The organism is Sabulibacter ruber, from assembly GCF_017355955.1.
Taxonomy (GTDB): Bacteria; Bacteroidota; Bacteroidia; order Cytophagales; family Hymenobacteraceae; genus Nibribacter; species Nibribacter ruber_A.
Window position 1 is genome coordinate 440,629 of record NZ_JAFFID010000001.1, and the last position, 21,288, is coordinate 461,916.

The 21,288-nt window shown below is 49.5% G+C and carries 17 protein-coding genes; 9 read left to right on the top strand and 8 right to left on the bottom strand.

The features are described from left to right. Positions 1-45: 45 nt before the first annotated feature. Complete coding sequence (locus tag JT719_RS01870; protein WP_207430499.1) at positions 46-2,793, bottom strand: DNA gyrase/topoisomerase IV subunit A; 2,748 nt, start codon at positions 2,791-2,793, stop codon at positions 46-48. After that, on the bottom strand, positions 2,786-4,657 hold the full coding sequence (locus JT719_RS01875) for a DNA topoisomerase IV subunit B (protein WP_207430500.1): 1,872 nt from the start codon (positions 4,655-4,657) through the stop codon (positions 2,786-2,788). The genes JT719_RS01870 and JT719_RS01875 overlap by 8 nt, the downstream gene beginning before the upstream one ends. Before the next feature lie 318 nt (positions 4,658-4,975). On the opposite strand from JT719_RS01875, the gene JT719_RS01880 reads away from it, so the two are divergent. The 3 genes from JT719_RS01880 (at position 4,976) to JT719_RS25490 (ending at position 8,274) form a co-directional block, all read left to right on the top strand. Beyond that, complete coding sequence (locus JT719_RS01880; RefSeq protein ID WP_207430502.1) at positions 4,976-6,079, top strand: AI-2E family transporter; 1,104 nt, start codon at positions 4,976-4,978, stop codon at positions 6,077-6,079. 148 nt (positions 6,080-6,227) lie between these two features. Continuing rightward, positions 6,228-6,698 (top strand): ferritin-like domain-containing protein, encoded by a 471-nt coding sequence (locus tag JT719_RS01885; RefSeq protein WP_207430505.1) that lies wholly within the window; start codon positions 6,228-6,230, stop codon positions 6,696-6,698. A gap of 148 nt (positions 6,699-6,846) precedes the next feature. Continuing rightward, positions 6,847-8,274, top strand: coding sequence for an exonuclease domain-containing protein (locus JT719_RS25490; RefSeq protein WP_207430507.1), 1,428 nt, complete (start codon positions 6,847-6,849; stop codon positions 8,272-8,274). 36 nt (positions 8,275-8,310) lie between these two features. On the opposite strand, the gene JT719_RS01895 is transcribed toward JT719_RS25490, so the two are convergent. Then, positions 8,311-9,900, bottom strand: coding sequence for a hypothetical protein (locus JT719_RS01895; RefSeq protein WP_207430508.1), 1,590 nt, complete (start codon positions 9,898-9,900; stop codon positions 8,311-8,313). 146 nt (positions 9,901-10,046) lie between these two features. Between JT719_RS01895 and JT719_RS01900 the strand changes: the two genes are divergently transcribed. Further along, the gene (locus tag JT719_RS01900; RefSeq protein WP_207430510.1) at positions 10,047-11,639 is read left to right on the top strand and encodes a hypothetical protein; all 1,593 of its coding nucleotides are present in this window, start codon (positions 10,047-10,049) and stop codon (positions 11,637-11,639) included. Between the two features lie 193 nt (positions 11,640-11,832). On the opposite strand, the gene JT719_RS01905 is transcribed toward JT719_RS01900, so the two are convergent. Beyond that, a complete protein-coding gene (locus tag JT719_RS01905; protein WP_207430513.1) occupies positions 11,833-12,336 on the bottom strand; it encodes a GNAT family N-acetyltransferase in 504 nt (167 codons plus the stop codon). A 54-nt stretch (positions 12,337-12,390) separates the two neighbouring features. Then, entirely contained in the window at positions 12,391-13,458 is a 1,068-nt protein-coding gene (locus JT719_RS01910) for a DNA topoisomerase IB (protein WP_207430515.1), read from the bottom strand. A 192-nt stretch (positions 13,459-13,650) separates the two neighbouring features. Between JT719_RS01910 and JT719_RS01915 the strand changes: the two genes are divergently transcribed. Further along, positions 13,651-14,517: a M48 family metallopeptidase gene (locus tag JT719_RS01915; protein WP_242693046.1), complete on the top strand. Its 867-nt coding sequence runs from the start codon at positions 13,651-13,653 to the stop codon at positions 14,515-14,517. Between the two features lie 68 nt (positions 14,518-14,585). Continuing rightward, on the top strand, positions 14,586-15,785 hold the full coding sequence (locus JT719_RS01920) for an App1 family protein (protein WP_207430517.1): 1,200 nt from the start codon (positions 14,586-14,588) through the stop codon (positions 15,783-15,785). Between the two features lie 125 nt (positions 15,786-15,910). Here JT719_RS01920 and JT719_RS01925 read toward each other — a convergent pair whose 3' ends face one another. Together JT719_RS01925 and mtgA are read right to left on the bottom strand one after the other, a co-directional pair. Then, positions 15,911-16,390, bottom strand: a complete 480-nt coding sequence (locus tag JT719_RS01925; RefSeq protein ID WP_207430519.1) for a hypothetical protein — start codon at positions 16,388-16,390, stop codon at positions 15,911-15,913. Positions 16,391-16,630: 240 nt separating this feature from the next. Continuing rightward, positions 16,631-17,365: a monofunctional biosynthetic peptidoglycan transglycosylase gene (mtgA, locus tag JT719_RS01930; protein WP_207430522.1), complete on the bottom strand. Its 735-nt coding sequence runs from the start codon at positions 17,363-17,365 to the stop codon at positions 16,631-16,633. Positions 17,366-17,485: 120 nt separating this feature from the next. Between mtgA and JT719_RS01935 the strand changes: the two genes are divergently transcribed. Both JT719_RS01935 and JT719_RS01940 read left to right on the top strand, forming a co-directional pair. Then, entirely contained in the window at positions 17,486-18,121 is a 636-nt protein-coding gene (locus JT719_RS01935) for an LON peptidase substrate-binding domain-containing protein (protein WP_207430524.1), read from the top strand. A gap of 46 nt (positions 18,122-18,167) precedes the next feature. Then, positions 18,168-19,409, top strand: coding sequence for a metallophosphoesterase (locus JT719_RS01940; RefSeq protein WP_207430526.1), 1,242 nt, complete (start codon positions 18,168-18,170; stop codon positions 19,407-19,409). Here JT719_RS01940 and JT719_RS01945 read toward each other — a convergent pair. Further along, positions 19,366-20,256 (bottom strand): diacylglycerol/lipid kinase family protein, encoded by an 891-nt coding sequence (locus JT719_RS01945; protein ID WP_207430528.1) that lies wholly within the window; start codon positions 20,254-20,256, stop codon positions 19,366-19,368. The genes JT719_RS01940 and JT719_RS01945 overlap by 44 nt on opposite strands. 775 nt (positions 20,257-21,031) lie before the next feature. On the opposite strand from JT719_RS01945, the gene JT719_RS01950 reads away from it, so the two are divergent. After that, the gene (locus JT719_RS01950; protein WP_207430531.1) at positions 21,032-21,238 is read left to right on the top strand and encodes a hypothetical protein; all 207 of its coding nucleotides are present in this window, start codon (positions 21,032-21,034) and stop codon (positions 21,236-21,238) included. Positions 21,239-21,288: the final 50 nt, after the last annotated feature.

Sequence of the window (21,288 nt, forward strand, 5' to 3'; positions counted from 1 at the left end):
ACATTCCAACGTAAGGGTAATCTACGAAAACTTTTTTAGAAAATCCTAAAACAGGTTTAATTGTTTTTTAGGGCTTTTGGTCGGCTTCTGTAGATCCCCGTTATGTTCAGAATCTACGGCCAATTCAATAATAGGTTCCAATGTTTTTAAATCAAGAACAACTTCGTCTCCAGAGGAAAAGGCGGGGGTATTATCTTGTACTTTAACAGGTTCTACCTTTACCGACTTTACCCCTTTAATGCTATTCTTGGCCTTGGTTGGTTCTACTTCTTCCTCTTTTTGGATAGTGACTCCAAAGATTTTGAAGTAGTTAAGTTTATTGCCCATGGCCCGCCAGCCTTTCACATCAATGAACTCGCTTAGCAGCAATATATCTGTCTCTTTCTCAGATTTCTTATCGCGCTGCAGTTTGATCTCTGCTTTAGGTTCTGGATGCACCGTAGCTGCCAACAGCTTAGATCCTTTGGTTTCTGAGATGAAGGTAAAACGTTTGCCCACGGTGCTGGTCTCCACCTGGAAACGCTTCACAAAGCTCACCTTGGTCTCACCCTCAGTGTAGATGGCAGACACCACCAACTCCGGCGAGAACTTATGGATCACTTCAATGTTAGGCACATCATAGTGGTTAGACAACTCAAACGAAGTCAGCTCATACGACCCGTCTTTGTAGATCACCAGTATAGTGTCATCAGTATTGAAGGACCCTAGGTAGCGACCACGGTTTTCAGTGTTCAAGCGGCCAATCACTTCATCATAGTAGATCTCGCGTCCGCCGCGGGTAGACTCACCCAAGGCTTTCTGCGTCACCTTCTTGATAGGGTGCTTGGTCACGATGTTGCCTTGTGAGCCTTTGCCTTTGATCAGCAGTTCAGCAAAATCAAAGTCAAAATTCTTCACGCGGGCGGCGCTGGCCGGTTGCAACTGAATGCTCACCAACTCAGATTCAGAGTTCGGGTTCGCCGTCAGGTACACCACCTTGGAGTTCTTCTCCCCTTTGGTGAGGTCATACTCTTTGTCACGGGTGATGGAGGTCACGGCAAAACGCTTGGCGAAGGAGATGCCTGTCTTTCCATCGGTGTAGATCATGTTGTAGACCATGTGTTCATCATTCTTGTTGTACACGCCCACGTGAATGATGTCTTTACCCATGAAGATCTTGTCTGAGATACGGGACACCATGAACTTACCGTCCTTGCGGATGGCAATGATATCATCCATGTCAGAGCAGTCACACACGAACTCGTCTTTCTTCAAGCCATAGCCCACGAAACCATCTTTGCGGTTCACATACAGCTTCTGGTTAGCCACGGCCACTTTCTGCGCCGATACCACATCAAAGGTTCTGATCTGGGTTTTACGCTCTTTGCCTTTGCCGTATTTAGCCAAAAGACCCTCAAAATAGCTGATGGCGTAACGGGTCAGATTGGCCAGGTGATCGGCAACCTCTGCCATTTCGGCTTCCAGCTTTTTGATGTACTCGTCGGCCTTGAAGGCGTCAAATTTAGAGATACGCTTGATCTTGATCTCGGTCAGGCGCACGATATCGTCCTGCGTTACCTCACGGCGCAAGGTAGGCTTGAACGGGTCCAGACCTCTGTCAATGGCTTCCAGAACGGCTTCCCAGGTCTCGCACTCCTCAATGTCGCGGTAGATACGGTTCTCAATGAAGATCTTCTCCAAGGAGGATTGGTGCCACTTGTCTTCCAGTTCAGCCTGCTTGATCTCCAGCTCCCGCTCCAGCAACCGTACCGTTTTCACAGTAGACATCTGCAGCAGGTCATCTACGGTCATGAATCGAGGTTTCTCGTCAATGATCACGCAGGTGTTCGGCGAAATAGAGATTTCGCAGTCGGTGAAGGCGTAGAGCGCGTCTATGGTCAAGTCAGGCGAGATTCCCGGAGGAATGTGCACCTGGATCTCCACGTCTTTGGCGGTATTGTCTACCACCTTCTTGATCTTGATCTTGTTGTTCTCGCTGGCCTTTACAATAGACTCCATCAGCGCCGTGGTGGTGGTACCATACGGCACGTCACGGATGATCAGGAGCGATTTGTCTACTTTCTCAATAGTAGCCCGTAAACGGATCTTGCTGCCTTTGGAACCGCCGTTGTAGTTGGTGAAATCTGCCAAACCACCGGTGGGGAAATCGGGCAACAGCTGCGTTTTACGGCCTTTGAGCACATCAATAGAACCCTTGATCAGCTCCCTGAAGTTGTGGGGCATAATCTTGGTAGACAAGCCAACGGCAATTCCTTCCACGCCTTGCGCAAGCAACAGCGGGAATTTCACCGGCAAGGTCACCGGCTCGTTTTTACGGCCATCGTAGCTCAGCTGCCACTCGGTGGTCTGCGGGTTGAAGACCACATCCAGCGCGAACTTGGTGAGGCGGGCCTCAATGTAACGAGGCGCCGCGGCGCTGTCGCCGGTACGTACGTCGCCCCAGTTTCCCTGCGTCTCAATGAGCAGGTCTTTCTGGCCCAGGTTCACAATGGCATCGCCAATGGAAGCATCGCCGTGCGGGTGGTACTGCATGGTCTGCCCGATCACGTTCGCCACTTTGTTAAAACGGCCATCGTCCATTTCTTTCATGGCGTGCATGATGCGGCGCTGCACCGGCTTGAAACCGTCTTCCAGGGCAGGCACGGCCCGCTCCAGAATTACGTAGGAGGCATAGTCCAAAAACCAGTTCTCGTACAAACCAGAAACCGACGTGATGTCATGGATGGCCTCCTCGCCTTCCAGCTGCGCATCCAGTTCCAGGTTGTTCTCGTTTTCCAATTCTTCGTTAAGCATAAACCTCCTCTACTATATCTTTTTCAATCTTCAAATTCTCAATGATAAACTGCTGGCGTTCCGGCGTGTTCTTGCCCATGTAGTAAGACAGGATCTTCTGGATGTTCTGTTCGGTCTTACCCATGATTACCGGCTCCAGACGAATGTTCTCCCCAATGAACTTCCCGAACTCTTCCGGCGAGATCTCGCCCAAACCTTTGAAGCGGGTGATCTCGGGGTTCTTGCCCAGTTTGCGCATAGCATTCTGTTTTTCCTGCTCATCGTAGCAGTAAATGGTTTCCTTTTTATTCCGCACCCGGAACAAAGGCGTCTCCAGAATGTACAGGTGACCGTTTTTAACCAGATCCGGGAAAAACTGCAGGAAAAAGGTCATGAGCAGCAGGCGGATGTGCATGCCGTCCACGTCGGCATCAGTGGCGATGACCACGCGGTTATAGCGCAAGCCTTCCAGTCCTTCCTCAATGTTGAGAGCGTGTTGCAGCAGGTTGAACTCCTCGTTCTCGTATACGATTTTCTTCTTCAGTCCGAAACAGTTCAATGGTTTCCCGCGCAAGCTGAACACTGCCTCCAACTCCACGTTCCTAGACTTGGTGATAGAACCCGAGGCGGAGTCCCCCTCGGTGATGAACAAGGTGGTCAAGGCTTCTTTCTCCAGGTCTTTGCTTTCCCCGAAGTGGAAGCGGCAGTCGCGTAGTTTCTTGTTGTGCAGGTTCGCTTTCTTCGCGCGCTGGTTCGCCAGTTTCTTGATGCCGGCCATGTCCTTGCGCTCACGCTCACTCTGCTCAATGCGTTTCTTCAGAGCATCGGCTACCGCAGGGTTCTTGTGCAGGTAGTTGTCCAGGTGCTCCTTCACAAAATCGTTCACAAAGTTCCGCACCGTTGGGCCGTCATGGGCCACGTTAATGGAACCCAGCTTGGTTTTGGTCTGACTTTCGAAAACCGGCTCCTGAACGCGAATGGCAATGGCGCCAACTATTGAGCCGCGGATATCCGTGGCATCGTAGTCTTTCTTGTAGAACTCGCGCACGGTTCTTACCACCGCCTCTCTAAAGGCTGCCAGGTGCGTACCGCCCTGGGTAGTGTATTGACCATTTACGAAAGAGTAGTACTCCTCACCGTAATCATTGCCGTGGGTCAAGGCGAACTCAATATCCTCTCCTTTCAGGTGGATGATGGGGTAGCGCATAGACTCCTCGTCTATCTTGCGGCTCAACAGGTCTTTCAATCCATTCTCTGAGTAGTATTTCTGCCCATTGAAATGGATGGTAAGTCCGGCGTTGAGGTATACGTAGTTCCAGATCTGGTTTTCCAGGAACTCCGGTATGAAATGGTAGTTGCGGAAGATGGAATCATCGGGCACGAAGGTGGTAGTGGTACCGTTGCGCTGATTCGTTTCCTGCAGCGGCTCGTCTTTCACCAGCTCGCCGCGCTCAAACTCGGCAACTTTGGTTTGCCCGTCGCGCACAGACTGGATTCTGAAATGCGTAGACAAAGCGTTTACCGCCTTGGTACCTACCCCGTTCAACCCCACCGATTTCTGGAACGCGCGGCTGTCATACTTACCACCGGTGTTGATCTTGCTCACGCAGTCAATCACCTTGCCCAGCGGAATACCGCGGCCGTAGTCACGTACCACCACTTTGTGGTCAGAAATCTTTACTTCAATGGTGCGGCCAAACCCCATCATGTGCTCATCAATGGAGTTGTCAATCACCTCTTTCACAAGAATGTAAATCCCATCATCGGGAGAGGAACCGTCGCCCAGCTTACCAATGTACATACCCGGGCGCAGCCGGATGTGTTCACGCCAGTCAAGCGAACGTATACTATCCTCGTTGTAGGAAACATTAGTCAGTTCTGCCATAGGGAACTTTAGGGTTTAGTAGAATTAGGTAAAATAAAAGAAAATTTGCGTGTACTTTGCCATCAGAACCGCGAAAGAACGATTTTTAATGCGGAAATCCTTGGCTTCATCCTTATTAAGGAGAGACCAACCACCTGTTGGTTTTTCCTTTCTATGTAACCAAATATAGGGCTTTGCAGTTCATTCAGTAGAGCCTCTTTTGCTTATATTTTTAGCTAAATAGATTAACATCTTTGTTCTCAATCATTTAAAAACTAATGTTTTTAGCAAATCAATATTTCTGCCTATCTTTTTCGCTTTTCACTTAGATTCTGAAAAATGGAGTTAAAACTACCATCCTATTTTAAATACACGGTGATTCTGCTGGGGCTCTTTCTGTTGCTCCATTTTCTGCAGACGTTCAGCCCGGTTCTGATCCCCATCAGCTTTGCGGCGCTTTTTGCCCTGCTGCTCCTTCCCATGACCCGTTCCATGGAAAAACGCCTGCCTAGAGCGGTTTCCATTGTCATTTCCCTCATCATTGTGATCATTGTGTTAGGGCTGCTGATCTGGTTTCTGTCTTCCCAGATAGGAGGCTTTTCCTCTGAGCTCTCTGAAATCAACACCAAGCTTTCTGCCCTCATCGCTAAGTTTCAGGCCTTCTTGTATGAACGGTTTGGCATCAGGCCCACCAACAAAAGCGAATTCCTGCAACGTGCCCTGGGCAACGTTACCCAGACGGGAACCGCCTTTTTAGGCAGCACCATTTCCCTTACCACGGGTGCCTTGACCGTGATCTCTCTAATTCCCATCTACGTCTTCTGTATGCTGTACTACCGCGACCACCTGCGGCAGTTCATGTTCCAGTTCATTACCAGAGACCGGAGAGAACCTTTGATGGAAACGGTAGACAACATTCAGCGCGTGGTGCAGGGATACCTCTCCGGCTTGCTGATTGTGATCTTGGTAGTGGCCACGCTGAACTCCATCGGGCTTTTGATCATGGGCGTGGAGTATGCTATTTTCTTTGGGGTGCTGGCTTCCATCCTCACGGTGATTCCTTACATAGGGATTCTGATAGGAGCTTTGTTGCCTGCCTTGTTTGTGTTTGTGAATACCGGATCGCCGGCCCAGATGCTCATAGTAGTGGGCATTTTTGCCTTTGTGCAGTTTCTGGAAGGGAACTTCATTACGCCGTACGTGGTGGGCTCTAAGGTAAGCATTAACCCCTTCGCGGCCATTCTGGCCTTGATTTTGGGCGGCGAGATTTGGGGTGCGCCGGGCATGATCCTTTCCATCCCCATCATCGCCATTCTCAAAGTCATCTTTGATGCCTATGAACCGCTGCAGCCCTTCGGCTTCCTGTTGAACGACATCAACCAGGGACCACAGGAAAACAAGTTGCTGAAAAAGCTCAAGAACCGGAAAAACAAAGATGGCTAATCTGTTTTGAAGCTGTTTTCAGTGAAACTGTCCCAAAACGCTAACCTACTTAGTTTCTTAGCAGTATAGCAGGCTAGGTAAACAATTTGCTTAGCAAGCAGGTTACCTGTATGAACTCTTTTGTTTCACCTGTTTAGATAGCCAAACTATGGAAAACAAGAATGAAAAAGTAATTGCGGTTTTAAATGACCTGGTAGAAACTGCCAAAGACGGACAGAAAGGCTTTGAAACGGCCGCGGGAGCCGTAGAAAACCCAGCCGTGAAAGCAGAGTTGCAGCGGTTTGCCCAACAAAGGGCGGGTTTCGTGAGTGAACTGGAAAGCACCGCTCACCAATACGGCGGCAGCACCGAGAACAAGACCACCGTGGAAGGCGCCGCCCTGCAAGCAGCCGGAGCCGTTCACCGCGGATGGATCAACCTGAAATCTGCCGTTGGTGCCAATGACAGCAAAGCCATTCTGGGCGAATGCGAGACCGGTGACGAGGCAGCCATCAAAGCCTATGACAACGCCCTGCAAACCGATGGATTGCCGGTAGAGTTGCTCACCGTCATTCAGAGACAGCGGCAGGATATACAGGCCGCCAAACAAACCGTTACTTCCCTGAAGGAAACCTTATAGTTCTTCCCAACTCCTTTTAAAAGCAGCCTTTCCCGGCTGCTTTTTTCATATTACAGCAAAACTATATAGAAGGAAGCCCAATGAAACGTTCTTGCCCTAAACTTGGTTCTTAGCATAGAAAGTACATCTTCCACTTTAACCTGAGCGCGTGTACGCAATTGTAGATATTGAAACCACCGGAGGACAACCCGCCGAAGATCGGATCACGGAGATAGCGATTTTCATCCATGACGGAAACCAGGTGGTAGACCAGTTTCATAGCCTCATCAACCCGGGCCGACCTATTCCCTTTTTCATCTCGCAACTCACCGGTATCACCGATGACATGGTGAAGGACGCCCCTAAATTCCACGAGGTAGCCAAGCAGATTGTACAGATCACCGAGGGGAACGTGTTTGTGGCTCACAACGTGCGCTTTGACTATTCCTTCCTCAAGAAAGAATTCGCCGATCTGGGCTTCACCTTCCAGCGGAAAACCCTGTGTACCGTGCGCCTCAGCCGGAAACTCATTCCGGGGCTTCCCTCCTACAGCTTGGGCAAACTCTGCAAAAGCATAGACATTCCCCTGCAGATGCGCCACCGCGCCATTGGCGATGCAGAGGCTACTACCATTCTGTTTGACCGTTTGCTTAAGCTGGATGCCAAGAAAGTGAACGATGACCAGGACGATAAACTCCTGGAGCCGGCTTCTTCTATTTCCAAGGAGATCAAAACCTCTTTGCTGCCGCCCGCCATTTCCCGAGAAATGGTAGACGCCTTGCCCTTGGAGGCCGGGGTGTACTATTTCCATGATGAGCACGGCGAGATCATTTACGTGGGTAAAAGCAAGAGCATCCGCAAGCGGATCATCCAACACTTCAATATTGATTTCAAGAGCAAGAAGTCTATTGAGTTCAAGAACCGGATTGCCAGCATCACCTATGAACGCACCGGGAGCGAACTGGTGGCTTTGCTGTTTGAGTCAGATGAGATCAAAAAGCGCAAACCCTTCTACAACCGGGCGCAGCGCCGCAGTGTCTACCATTCCGGCATCTATTCTTACTATGACCAGGACGGTTACCTGCGACTGACGTTCCAGAAATCCAAGACGGAGGTGCCGCCACTCCTCACCATGTCCAACCAATTTCAGGCCAAGAACTTCCTGTATAGCCGCGTGGCCAAGTACAACCTGTGCCAGAAACTGTGCGATCTCTACAAAACCAACGGACCATGTTTCGATTACCAGGTGCACCAGTGCAAAGGTGCCTGCGTGGGCAAAGAGTCTCCCGAGGAGTACAACCAACGTGTGGTAGAAGCCCTAGATGCGTTCAGATATGACCATGACAGCTTTGTGGTGGTGGGCAAAGGACGCCATGCCGAGGAAAAATCGGTGGTGGTGGTAGACAACGGAAGGTACCTGGGCTTCGGGTATTTTGACGAGTCTTTCAGTGCCTCTTCCTTAGAAGACTTTAAGAGTGTCATCAAGTACTACAATGACAACAAAGACACCCAGCAGATCATAAGAGGGTACCTGCGCACCAAACACCAGGACAAAGTCTTAGTCTTTGACACAGACCAGTCTGTGACTTCATTTTAAGCCTGTTTCTAAGAAATAAGGCTTAAAATGAATCTTTTACTCTAACCGGTGCCTCAATAACCAACCTGCCCCGTCAAACTCCTGGGCAGCGGGTTTGTGCTTCTTGACCTTTATTTGCTTGTGCTTAGGGTAAGAGTTCCCGTCTTCTTCATCCAGTACCAGTAACTTTTTGCCAGTTAGTTGGGCAGCAGGATCCGTTTCTAGTTGATCGGTGCCCTGCCCTCCGTAGTAACTAAGCTTTATTCTGTTTCTGCCTTTTCCCTGCAGCCGAAAAGTATCATCCGCCCCCAGGCCATAAAATGCTATGCTCCTGGTTTCTGCCGGATTAAAAACCTTCTGCCGCACTAATTTCTTCTCCTGATGGATGGAAGACCAGTGCTGCACCGTAAGGCTTCCGTCCTCCTGAAACTGCAGCACAAAGGAGTCTTCTGCATTGGTGCCGGGCAAGAGTACCTCCCGGTTGATGTGCCGGTAAAAGGCCTGGGCTGCAGAAGGTAAATCAGTACGGCGGCTCTTCAGCTTGGTCGCGAACTCGTGGGCACTCAAATCCCTGATCTGGCTAGGCCAACGCTGCAAAGCTTTTTCAATGACTTCATCGGTTAGCTGTTGCTGCAGTTCCTGGGCGGCGGTTATGAATTCTTCTTTAGGCAGATAGGCAAGCAGGTAAGCATCCATCTGGTAAGAGCTCTTGATCAGGCCTTTCACGTTTTTGCCTACTATGGTTTTATCAAAACTTTGGTAATTTGGCTTAAAAACGCTGACCAGCTTGGTCAATACCCCATCGTTGAACTTAAAAAAGGCATGGTCGCGGTCACGTGGAATGGGTTCATAGGTGATAGCTTCCCCTTCCTGCTTCTCTCCCCAGCGCCATTGGTCTTCTCTCCTGCTCCAATCGCTGAGCCACATATCAAATAACCTTGACCGGAGATACCTTCTGGCATCTACCTGGTGCAAGGGACTAGTCAGCAACTCTTCAAAGGCTTTCTTTGAACTGACAATCTGCTGGGGCTTCCCAAAGCTGGCAAGGTGTTTCCATTCAGAGCCCTCCGGCCTTTCTTCCAGTAAAGCCAGCATATGGGCAAACTCTTGCCGGAATTCACCTAAGGCTGGGTCATCGGCAATGTATACTAGGGTAGGATTGGTGTGGTAAACGCCTGCCGCACTGGCCAACGTGGAAACTATAAAAGCCCCGTAGGGATGAATGACGCTGGTTTGGTCGCGCATGAGCTTGGCCACAAACGTTTTCCGGAGGCTCTTAGGCAGTGCACCGGATGGATCCTTATCGATGGACCGCAGCACGTACTCCCTCCCGGCCTTGTCTACCAACCGTAGGTTCCTGGTCTGGAAACTACCGCCCTGTTTTACCGGGGTTACTCCTCCTTTGAATTGGCTTATCCAAAGGAGAGGCACTTCTACCGGCTCTGCCCATACGTTTCGGTAATGTTTGCCCCACCAGAACCTATGAAAGCCGCTCCGGAGGTAATGTTTACCGGCCGCAAGCATGATGGTGGAATCCTTATGCTGGGCGAACACACCAGAGGGCAGAAAGAGGAAAACCAATAGGAGGAGCAGCAAGCCGCCGGTACCACATCGGCTGGTTCTGAAAAGGGAAGACAAGGGAATCATAGGTGCGTGTTTATACCTATAATGCCTCTGCTATGTTCGGTTCAGGCGAATTCTCTAACTGTATTTTGTTGGTAAGAAGCCCCTTGAAAACTTAGGCATAACCTTTGTAGCTCTCTTTCTGTATGGCAAAATATTAATATTTAAACATGCGGAAATTACTGACCTATACTCTAGCCTCTCTCCTTGTAAGCTACGGCTGTGCCCGTAAAGATTATTTCCAATCTTCGGCCCTAGTGGGGCCCATTTCCCAGGACCGCAACGCTAAATGGGACTCGGCCACCGTGGTGGCGGGCAAGCATTACGAAAGAGGCTTTCTGCATAGGTTGGTTTGGGGAACCCATTACCGTAAAGTGTGGGCGCAGCAGGTAACGTTGCCGGTGCTGGATATCCGGAAAATGCACGGGGGCTTGTCGCCCGAGAAGTTGGGAGGAGGCTTTCAGACCACCAGCCTTACCCTGCAAAACGAAGCCGGAAAGCAATACGCCCTCCGGTCCGTTGACAAAGACCCGAAGGACATTCTGCCGAAAGGCCTGCGAAAAACGTTCCTAGTGAATCTGCTCAGGGACCAGACTTCCGCCGCCCATCCTTACGGGGCGGCCGTGGTTTCCCATTTGGCAGGCGGAGCCCGCATCCCCCACAGCCATCCGCGGTATGTGTACGTGCCCAAAGACGAGGAAGGCCTGGGCAAAAACTCTTCTGAGTTCCAGGACAAAGTGTTTCTGCTGGAAGAGAAATACGAAGGCAAAGAAGCCATTACCAGTTACCTGGGCGAAGCCAAAGACCTGGTTGATTCCAAGGAGTTTTTGGAAAAAAGGTTCAAAGAACACTCCCACTTGCCAGACCAGTTAACCTTCGCGAAGGCAAGGTTGTTTGATGTTCTCATTGGCGATTGGGACCGCCACGAAGGCCAGTGGCAATGGGCCGTGTATGACACCAGCCACGTAACCACCTACACCCCCGTACCCAAAGACCGCGACCAGGCATTCTTCAAGTTTGACGATGGGCTGGTGCCTTGGCTTTTCAGCCGAAGCTGGGCTCCACTTAAGAAAATGAAAACTTTCCACTCGCAGGTTGCTTCTCCCAAGGGCTATTTACACAATGCAAAGTTTATTGACGAGCGCTGCCTTAATGAAGTAACCCGGGAACAATGGCAGCAACTGGCCTATCAGCTTCAAACCCAGCTCACCGATAGTGTGTTGGCTGCCTCGGTGTCTGCCTTACCCAAGGAAGCCTACGCCCTAACCGGAGAAACCATCCTGCAAAAGCTAAAATCAAGACGCGCCCAGCTGCCTCAGTTTGCAGATAAAATGTATAAACTACTCTCAAAACAGGTGTTGGTGGCCGGCACAGATGAAAAGGAGAAGTTCATTGTAGAGCGCCTGGACAATGGCGATACCCGCGTTTTAGTGTCTCAGATGGCCAGCAAAGACAAAGAGGCACCTACCCTGGTGTATGACCGCATCTTCAAGAAAAAGGACACAAAAGCCATCTCCCTGTATGGCCTAGCCGATGAAGACAACTTCATTCTGGTGGGTAATGGTAAAAGAGGAATCAAGGTAAACGTGTACGGTGGCGAAGGAGAGGATGAAGTGAAAGACAACTCCTTTGTACGCGGTTGGGGCCGTAAAACCCGCGTCTATGACACCAAACAAGGCATTGAAGTAGAGAAAGGGAAAGAAACCCGCTTAAAGAAAAGCCGCAGCGTAGAAGTGCACGCCTTTGACCGGGAAGGGCTTTGATTTAATGAGAGATTGAGTGATTGAGAGAATGGGTGAATGAAAAGTGATGAAGGTGATGTGGTAGACATAAGGCTTGGCTTCTTCTTAGCAACATGTTTTTGCTTCTATTCCCGAAAACATGGCTAAAACCTTTATTATTAGGCTCAGCAAAAAAGCCATTCCTTCAATCTTTCAATCACTCCTTCGTTCAATATTAAACCTCAAGCTTCCACCAGATATTGTCTCTTCCCTGGCAGTCGCGGGTGAAGAGGTTACGTTCCAGTACTTTTTCAGAGGCTTGGTTTCCTTTCTCAGTCTCGGCTAGTAAAGTGGTGATGTCGTCTCTTTTGCGGCTCCAGTTTACCAAACCGGCCACCGCTTCAGACATGATGCCCATCTGCTGGTATTCAGAATACGTGCCGTACCCAATTTCCACTTCCCCTTCGTCGGGTTCCCCTTTGAAGCAAATGTCCCCGGCCAGGGTTTGCTTTTCTTTCAAGACTATAGCCCAAAGGGTATAGAAATAATACTGCTCTTTATGGAGGGGCACCAGTTTCAGGAAGTAGTTCTCCAGGGCATCGGCCAGGTCAGGCCCAATGTCTTTGGGGGTATGCTTCAACCCCAGCTCTCTTTCCAGGGATCCGTCATTGGCTACGTACAGCCTTAACTGCTCCTCAGAAAGCGGTTTAATCAAAAGTCTTTTGGTTTCAATGAACATAAGCTCCAATGCTTTTGAAACCGAAATATATTCAAATAATTGGTTTATAGAACCTTACTTCAGGTCTTTTAACATTCTTATTACGAATTCCTCGGTTCTGGAAAGGTGCGGGTTCTCCTTGCGGGACTTGGCGTTGTGTTTCCGAAGATAGTCAATGAGCTTGTCCTGCTTGAACAGGTTCACTATTTCCGGGTGGATGTAGTATTTGCTGCACACGGTGGGAGTGTTTCCCAGCTCCTTCGCCACCATTTTAGCCGCCTCCTTCACTGACTTTTCTTTCTCAATGTCGGGGTTTTCGTCCAGCAGTTGTTCCAGGCACTGCACCATTAGAACCGTGCCTCCCCAGGTCCTGAAATCTTTGGCGGTAAACTCCTCCGGGCTGAGGCTACGCAGGTATTCATTCACGTCACCAGATTCAATGGGCTGGCGGTTACCGTCTTCATCATAGTACTGGAAAAGGTCGTATCCCGGAATGTCCTGGCACTGCTTCACCAGCCGGGCCAGTCTACGGTCTCTGATACTTATCTCGTGCTTCACTCCTTTTTTGCCCACAAACTCCAACCGCAGATGGTCGCCTTCCACTTTCACGTGGCGGTCACGCAAAGTGGTGAGCCCATAGGATTTGTTTTCCTTGGCGTAGGCCTTGTTCCCGATCCGGATGAAGGAGTTGTCCAGCAACTCCACCACAACGGCCAGAATCTTCCGTTTCTCCAGTTTGCGTAACTTCAGATCCTTCTCCACCTGTTTTCTGATGCCGGGCAAAGCCTTCCCAAAGGCCAGCATCCGGCCGAATTTATTCAGACTGCGCGCTTCCTTCCAGAGCGGATGGTACACGTACTGCTTGCGGCCTTTTTCATCTCGCCCGGTGGCCTGAATGTGCCCGTTAGCCGATGGCGAAATCCAGACATCAGTCCAGGCCGGCGGAATCACCAGCTTTTTGATGCGCTCCAGCGTTTTCTCATCGGTTAGGGGTTCACCTTTAGCCGTGAAATACTCTAACTCTTTCTCTTTCTGCCGCCTTGTAATGCCCGGCTTGGTATCTGGGAAGTAGCGAAGACCTGCCTGTTGAGCGGAAGCGGCAACATCTGCGTATAATGCATGAGGTGATAATTGTTCTGCCATGCCTGTGGAGTAAAGGATTTTTTACTCCTTTACCCTCACCCGCGCAGAAAGGTTGTGCAGCCGTTTTTGGGGTGATTTTTCAGAAAGTAGGCCAAATCAAAAATGCGGCAACTTTACTTAGGCAGGAAGATTTCTCCTTCTGTTGTTATTTTACCTGAGTTCACGTACAAGGCATAACTTAAGATAAATTGTATGTTCCACAAACTTTTGCCAGCTCTTAAAACCAGCTGCCAGCGGGCTTGCCTTCCCCTTTTCATGATGGGCACTTTGCTTTATTCAGGATGCACCAGCGACAAGAACGGAGACAGGGTGCTGTTCCCCATTGAAAATGATCTGGAGTTGGGTAACCAGGTGTCTCAGCAAGTAGATTCTGCTTACCGGGCCAAAGGCCAATTGCTGGACCGAAATTCAAGAGATCCTAAAATCAGGGCGGCTTACGCCCACCTTGATAAAATAGTAGCCCGTTTGCTGGAAAGCGGCCAGGTGAGCTACCGCGATGAATTCCCCTGGGATGTCAAAATCATCAATGACAGAGAGGTCCAGAACGCTTTTGCCACTCCGGGTGGTCATATTTATGTGTTTACCGGCCTTATTAAGTTCCTGGATTCTGAAGACCAGTTAGCCGGGGTTCTGGGCCATGAAATAGCACACGCAGACCAACGCCATTCCATCAAACAGCTACAGAAGCAGTACGGCATCTCCTTTATCTCCCGGCTGGTGTTAGGCGAAAACGCGGGCCAACTGGAAAGAATAATCGGCGGGGCCGCGGGTCAATACCTGGGCCTGAAATTCAGCCGCGACTACGAGCGTGAAGCCGATGACTACTCAGTGCTTTACCTGGGTGCCACAGAATATTACGCCTGCGACGGTGCCGCCGGTTTCTTTCAGAAGATGCAGACGCTGCAGAATAACGGGCAAATACCAGAGTTTTTCAGCACCCACCCTGCCCCGGCCAACCGCATTCAGGAAATACAGAACCAGGCCCGGCAACGAGGCTGTAAAACCGCTACTGCCTCCAACACCGGCTACCAGGAGTTCAAGCGCAACCTGGGTTTGTAGGCCGTATTTATACCTAGCGGAGTTTGCTTGCGTATACGGGAAAAATATCCTTCAAAACCCACTTACGCATGACCACCAACTGGAAAAAAGACCTGGGCTCCTTCCTTGAGAAAGCAGATGATTCTTTTGACTTATTCATGCAGCGGCTCCGGAACCGGTTTGGCCTGTACAAACCCTTGCAGATTGTTCCTTACCGCAGCTACGGCACCGTCAACCGCCTGTATGTAAAAGGCAGGGTACTGGCTAACAAAGGTATTACCTCAGCGGCAGACAATGACACCCTGCTTAAAAACCTGGCGAACATGTACCGTCGGTTTGAGAGTGATGAGGTGCGTGATGCTCAGGTTAAAATCATGCACCTGGGGCAGGAATACAAAGTTTATACTGATAAGGAAGGATATTTTGTGATCAACCTGGAGCCTAAAACTCCCTTGGTGCTGGACAACATCTGGCACGAGGTAGAGGTGGAACTGCTGCACGCCGACATAGCTTCCTTTGAGCCGGGCATCAAAACCGAAACGCACGTGCTGGTGCCTCCGCCAGATGCAGAATACGGCATTATCTCAGACATTGACGATACTATTGTGCTTTCCTCGGCCACGGATGTCATCAAAATGTCGCAGCACACCTTCATGAACAATGCCCGTACGCGCCTGCCTTTTGCTGGAGTTTCCGCGTTTTACCGCTCTCTGCAACTGGGCCGGAACGGAAAGCGCAACAACCCGTTCTTTTACGTGAGCAGCAGCCCCTGGAACATGTATGACCTGCTGCATGACTTTCTGGACATCAACGACATACCGGCCGGTCCGCTCCTGCTCAGGGATTTTGGGTTGAAGCAGAACAAGTTCTTCGGGTCTGATCATATGAGCCACAAGTTCAAGGAGATCCAGAACATACTGCTTACCTATCCGCACCTGAACTTTGTACTCATCGGGGACAGCGGCCAGCAAGACGCCCCTATTTACCAGGAAGTAATCAAGCAGTTTCCGGGCCGTATTTTGTGCGTGTATATCAGGGACGTTGAACTGCCCGAGCGGGCAAAAATGGTCACCGCCATCTCAGAAGAATTGAAAGGAACAGTGGAAATGCTGCTGGTGAAAGATACTGCTGCCGCCGCCAAGCACGCTGCTGACACCGGCCTCATCTACCACGAAGAAATTGCCAAAGTGGAAGAGCAAAAAGAAATTGATAAAAGCGATGATCCTGGCACCGTCTCTCACCAGGCACCTGCCCCCATCAGCAAAGACACCAGGAAGATAGGCTTATAGACCTGAAAGTTTAGTAAGAGCTGAGATACCGTTTTGGGGCTGTTATAAAAAAACGAGCCTAAAAACAGCTTGAGCCAGGAGAGCTGAGCCCTCTTAAGAAAGGTGCTTTAACTATTCTGGCAAACTTATTTATCAAAGATGATCGCCTTGTACATGAACCGCCGGCAGGCATTGTTCAGGCGCTCGTGTTGGTCTAATAAGGTATAAAGGTTGTAGTCTTCAAAGCCGTTCTTCCAGTAATCCTGGGTGCCGGAGCCGTAAGGGTTATGGACGCAGTTGGCTCTTCCGTCTTTGCTCACGTAGATCAGGCCCCAGTTGGCGGGAAGCTCTTCTGGTTTGATCAAATCGGTGGGAACGCAAAGAAACCTGAACCTGCCCATGCTTTTTTCCGGATTCTGCCAAACTTCCTTGCTGATGGTTTGCAGGTAATAATGCCGCGAAACATCTACTTTGACTGCAACACTTTTCCCGAAGGAACCCACCCCAACTACATCCGGAAATTGTTCTGACTGGTGTACATCCACAAAATCTCTAAAGGCGATGGAGCAACCAGCTTCTTTCAGAACCCACTTATAAGCTATTTCTACAAGGTCTTTATGCGTCACGAATGGTACTCTTAGGTGTTATTCTACTTCACTGAAACTTAAATAAAAGAAAACTTTTCAATTTTCTGCTATTCTTCCAGTGAATGGGTGAGGTATTCTTCACTCCTATCTGTCCGGCAAAGGAACAAAATCATTTCTAAATACCTGTCCTTTCCGCGACTCAATCTTGTTTTTGCCCTCTTTTCCTGATTCAAGGCCTGAATCAAAAATGTAAAGTCCGGCCTCAGATTTACTGCTCTTTTACTGCGCCAGCCAGGTTTTGATATACGTACTTCCGCCTAACCTGCTCATGGCACGGGCAATGTTCCTACGCCGCCTCAGGGTATAGCCCGAGGGTTTGGCAGCCGAGTACCGGATTGGGTTAGGAAGAACTGCCGCCAACAAAGCAGCCTGCTGCCTGCCCACTTCCTTTGGGGAACATTTGAAGTAAACCTTACTGGCGGCATGCACGCCAAATACATGGTCTCCCATTTCAGCTATGTTCAGGTATACCTCCATTATGCGTTCTTTGCCCCACAGGAGCTCGATCATGAAAGTAAAGTACATCTCCACCCCTTTTCTGAGATAACTGCGCCCGTGCCAGAGAAATACGTTTTTAGCTACCTGCTGGCTGATGGTACTCCCTCCAATGGTCTTCTTGCTGGAGAGGTTCCGCTGGAAAGCTTGCTTGATGGCTTTGAAATCAAAGCCGTTATGCGTTAAAAATAGCTGGTCCTCGGCGGCAATCACGGCCAGGGGCAAGTGCAATGACATGTCTTCCAGTTCCACAAACTGGTGCTGGATAACGTCTACCTTCTCGGTTTTAGGTGATGGTTCAGACCGTTTCAGCATCATGTGCAACGTCACCGGCGGATCTATCCATCTATAGGTGAGCACCCACAAGACCGTTACCAGAAAAAGCACAAGGCAAAGCTTCAGGAAAAGCCAGCGGGCCTCGGCCCAGGTAAAAGGAACTTGGATCTGCTTATTTGCCATAACTAAACGCAAGCGGCCAGTAAAAAGATGAAGGTGCTATGACAAAAATATAGAAATAGTGGCAGTATGTAGAAAGGCTTCTTAAATTAGTAGAAACTATCCGTCTATTGAATAATTACCATGAGCAGATTTTTACCCCTATTTCCATTGAATATTGTAGTATTTCCGGGGGAAAAACTCAATCTGCACATCTTTGAACCCAGGTACCGGCAACTCATCATGGAATGCCTTACCTATGATACCACCTTCGGGATTCCCGTGTACCTGGAAAACGGAATTGGGGAATACGGCACCGAGATCAAGATCCTAAGCCTGGAAAAGAAATACCTGGGGGGCGAAATGGACATCAAAACCAAAGGCTTGGGTATTTTCAAAATCAAGGAGTTCCAGAAACAGGTACCGGGCAGATTGTACTCGGGCGGTGAGATTGAAGACGTGAAGCTGGTACATGACGATGAACCACTCCAGCGGATTCAGATCATAGAATTGCTGCGCCAGTTGTATACGGCCCTGGGTATTCAGTCGCTAATGATCAAACTGAAAGACAACTTTCAGTCGTATGAAGTAGCCCATCACCTGGGTTTTACCACCCAGCAGGAGTATGCGCTACTGCAGTGCGTGAAAGAAAGCGACCGTTTGGAGATCATCCTGGAGCACCTTACCCGTATTGTGCCGGTGGTTCTGGAGACAGAGCGCTTGAAAGAACGCGTGAAACTGAACGGGCATTTCAAGAACCTGGTCCCCCCAAACTTTTGAGCAGCCTTTAGAGTATGAATGATTGCGGAAAACCGCATGTAACGAAATGCTCTTAGAAATTGCCTTATTTCTGTTTGTCTGTTTCTGTACCTGGATACTCTGGGCCTATTTGCGCGAACGCAAATACCGGAAAAAACCATTCTACAACCTGGCAGAAATTGGCTGGCGCACCATTCAGGCGCCTGACATCTCGCAAAGAATTCATTCCATGGCTTTGGTGGGTGACTTGGGGAACAACAGTTCCCCGGCAGATGACCCGGTATTGCAATCTATCCTGCACTGGAAAAAGGAAGCCGGGGCAAACAGTTCTATTATCTTCCTGGGCGATAACATCTACCCTACCGGGCTGCCTCCGGTAAACAGCTATAAGCATACGGCCGCGGTCAATAAACTCCAGAACCAGTTAGACGTCTTCAAGGATTACAAGGGCAAAGTAGTCTACCTGAGCGGAAACCATGACTGGAACAAAGGTCGCCGGGACGGGTATGAATATGTACTCCGGCAAGAGAAGTTTGTCATTGATACCTTGCAGGATGAACAGGCCTATCTGCCCCGCGGAGGCTGCCTGGGTCCCGTTTCCTGGGAAATCAATGAGCAATTGCTGCTGATCGTGATCAACTCACAGTGGTGGGTGCAATTAGGCTATAGACCTCTGGAACGTTCGCCGGGTGACCCCTATCGCATACCTAAGGACTTCTTCCCTGCGCTTGATAAACTTATCAAAGAAAACCGGCATAGGTTTATTGTCATTGCGGGCCACCACCCGCTTTACAGCAACGCCTTGCACGGCGGAAATTTTACGGTGAAGCAGCATCTGTTCCCGTTGACATTTATCAATAAGCGGGCGCTGATTCCTTTGCCCTTGGCTGGCACTATCTACAGAATCTACCGCAAATACATTGGAGCGCATGAAGACATGTCTTACCCGCCTTTTAGGAAATTCAGGCGAAGAATGCTTAGGGTCCTTCACCAATACAAAGACATCTTTTATGTGGCGGGCCATGACCACAACCTGCAGTACTTCCAGGTAAAAGGAAACCATTACGCGGTGAGCGGGTCTGCAAGTAAAACCAATTTTGTGGCCAAGGGCGGAAAAGCTTCTTTCGCGCACGAGAGCAAAGGCTTTATGGTGCTGGACCAGTACGCCGATGGCAGTATTTGGCTGAGGGTGCTGGAGCCTTCTGCTACCATAGGCGAAGTCCCTTTGCTGGCTTTTCAGAAATGTATTTACAAGGGCACTCCCCTTACTCCACCGTCACCTTCGGCAGTACCACCCGCAGGCTCCTAGGCTGCACGGTGAATTTGATTTCTTCCCCAAGTTCCTCTGGCTCGCCATCTATCTGGGTTACTTCCTTGGCGTGGTTCAGGATGGTGGCAGTCCGGCAACTGAACCTGTGGGTGTACACAGACCCGTCAATGGTATCGGTATACAAGCGGTACAGAATGCCCAGGCTGGAAGCTTTGGGAAATGGCTCCAGGATACAAATCTCAAAATGACCATCATTGATGACGCCGGTAGGGTTAATGGTGGCGTTGCTCCCGAACGCTTTGGCATTGGTAACGGAGATCATAAAAGCTTCGCCCTCAAAAACGGTTTTGTCATCGGTGATGATGGTGTATTTCTTGGGTACGTACCCCATGAACTCCTGCATGGCAATCCAGGCGTATGCTCCCGGCCCCCGGGTCTCTCCGCTGCAGAAGCGTTTTACCACCAGGGCATTAAAGCCCATGTCGCAGATATGGATGGAAAGCAGGCCATTCACATCAAGGGTATCAATGGGCATGATGGTATGATCGGCCAACAGATGGAGGGCTTCATTGTAGTCCTGCGGAACCCCGATGTCTTTTGATAATCCGTTGCCGGAGCCCTGGGGTATGATAGCCAAAGCCGCGTCTGTCCTGATGATGGATTTAGCCACAAGACTTACGGTTCCGTCGCCCCCTACAGCACAGACAATCTCGGGTTGGTAGGCAGCAATATGCTTTTTCAGTTTCTCTTCGTCTTTCTCCCCGGTGGTAGTGAATATTTCGTTTGGAAGCTTTTGCTCACGGCAGAAGGATTTGATGTCTTCTACCAGTTCTTCCTTATCAATGTCACCAGAGATGGGGTTTATAACGAAAAGTATCTTAGCCATGATCTACTACTTGATTTAGAAACCTTATCAATATACGTTTTAAGCTTGATTTCCCAGAATCGGCTTAAAAACAGGTGGAAGTTAAATATTAGCCTTTCAGGAACTCCGCTGGGCAAGGTAGCCGCAATTGCTTGTTCAAGTTCAGATATACGGTTTGCGGGGTTGGGAGTCGTCTAGAAAAACTCCGACCCACTTCCTCCTCCGCTTTCAGCCAAATCTGCATCACGCCCAGGATAGCTCTTGGATCATATCCTGCTCGGGAAATAAACTTAACAGGCAACCGATCATACTCCAGCTCGATTTCTCAGCCGTATGTTATGCCTACCTCTGAACAATCTCCTTTATTTTACCTGCTGCTATTAAATACCATATTGTTGTGCCAATTGCGGAGCTGTTTGCAAGCCTAGGGCAATCTCCTGCCCGGTGCTTATATAAATTGCTAAGTCTCCCTGGCCACGGGATAATATTCACTGCTACACCAATAGGTGATCAAGGAAAAAGCTGCAAACAGCAACCCTTCCGCATAATGTATCGCTCCTCTCATATTTGCAATTTTTCAAGCCTTTCCAAAGTTCTACCTACAAAGCATTGTTTGCTCAGAAGCAGGAATTTGCTTAAAAGAACGGCTTAAACGAGACATGGTTGCGTGATTTACGGACAGGTCCTAAAAGATTAAGTCTTTCTATATACCGTTTTCTATATCATTTTTGATTGTACATACGTAAGAAGCCCTATGAAGCCATAAGGCCAATACCAATACTATAAGACAAGCAAAATGAACCTGAAAAGAACTTTCGGCGCCATTCTGACAACCCTAGGGATTGTGGGCGTCATTTGGGGAGCATATGCCTTCCTGTCCGGTGGCGGATCGGTGGGTGACGTATCAGTGAGCCAGTTTTCTGCAGCGGTTCCGTTTGTGGTAGGTCTCATCTTTTTGTTCACCGGAATAAGCCTGGTGAAAGCTACCAAAGACACTGCCTGAAATAACCACCACCCTTAAAACAGCAGAAGCCGATCCTTTAAAGATCGGCT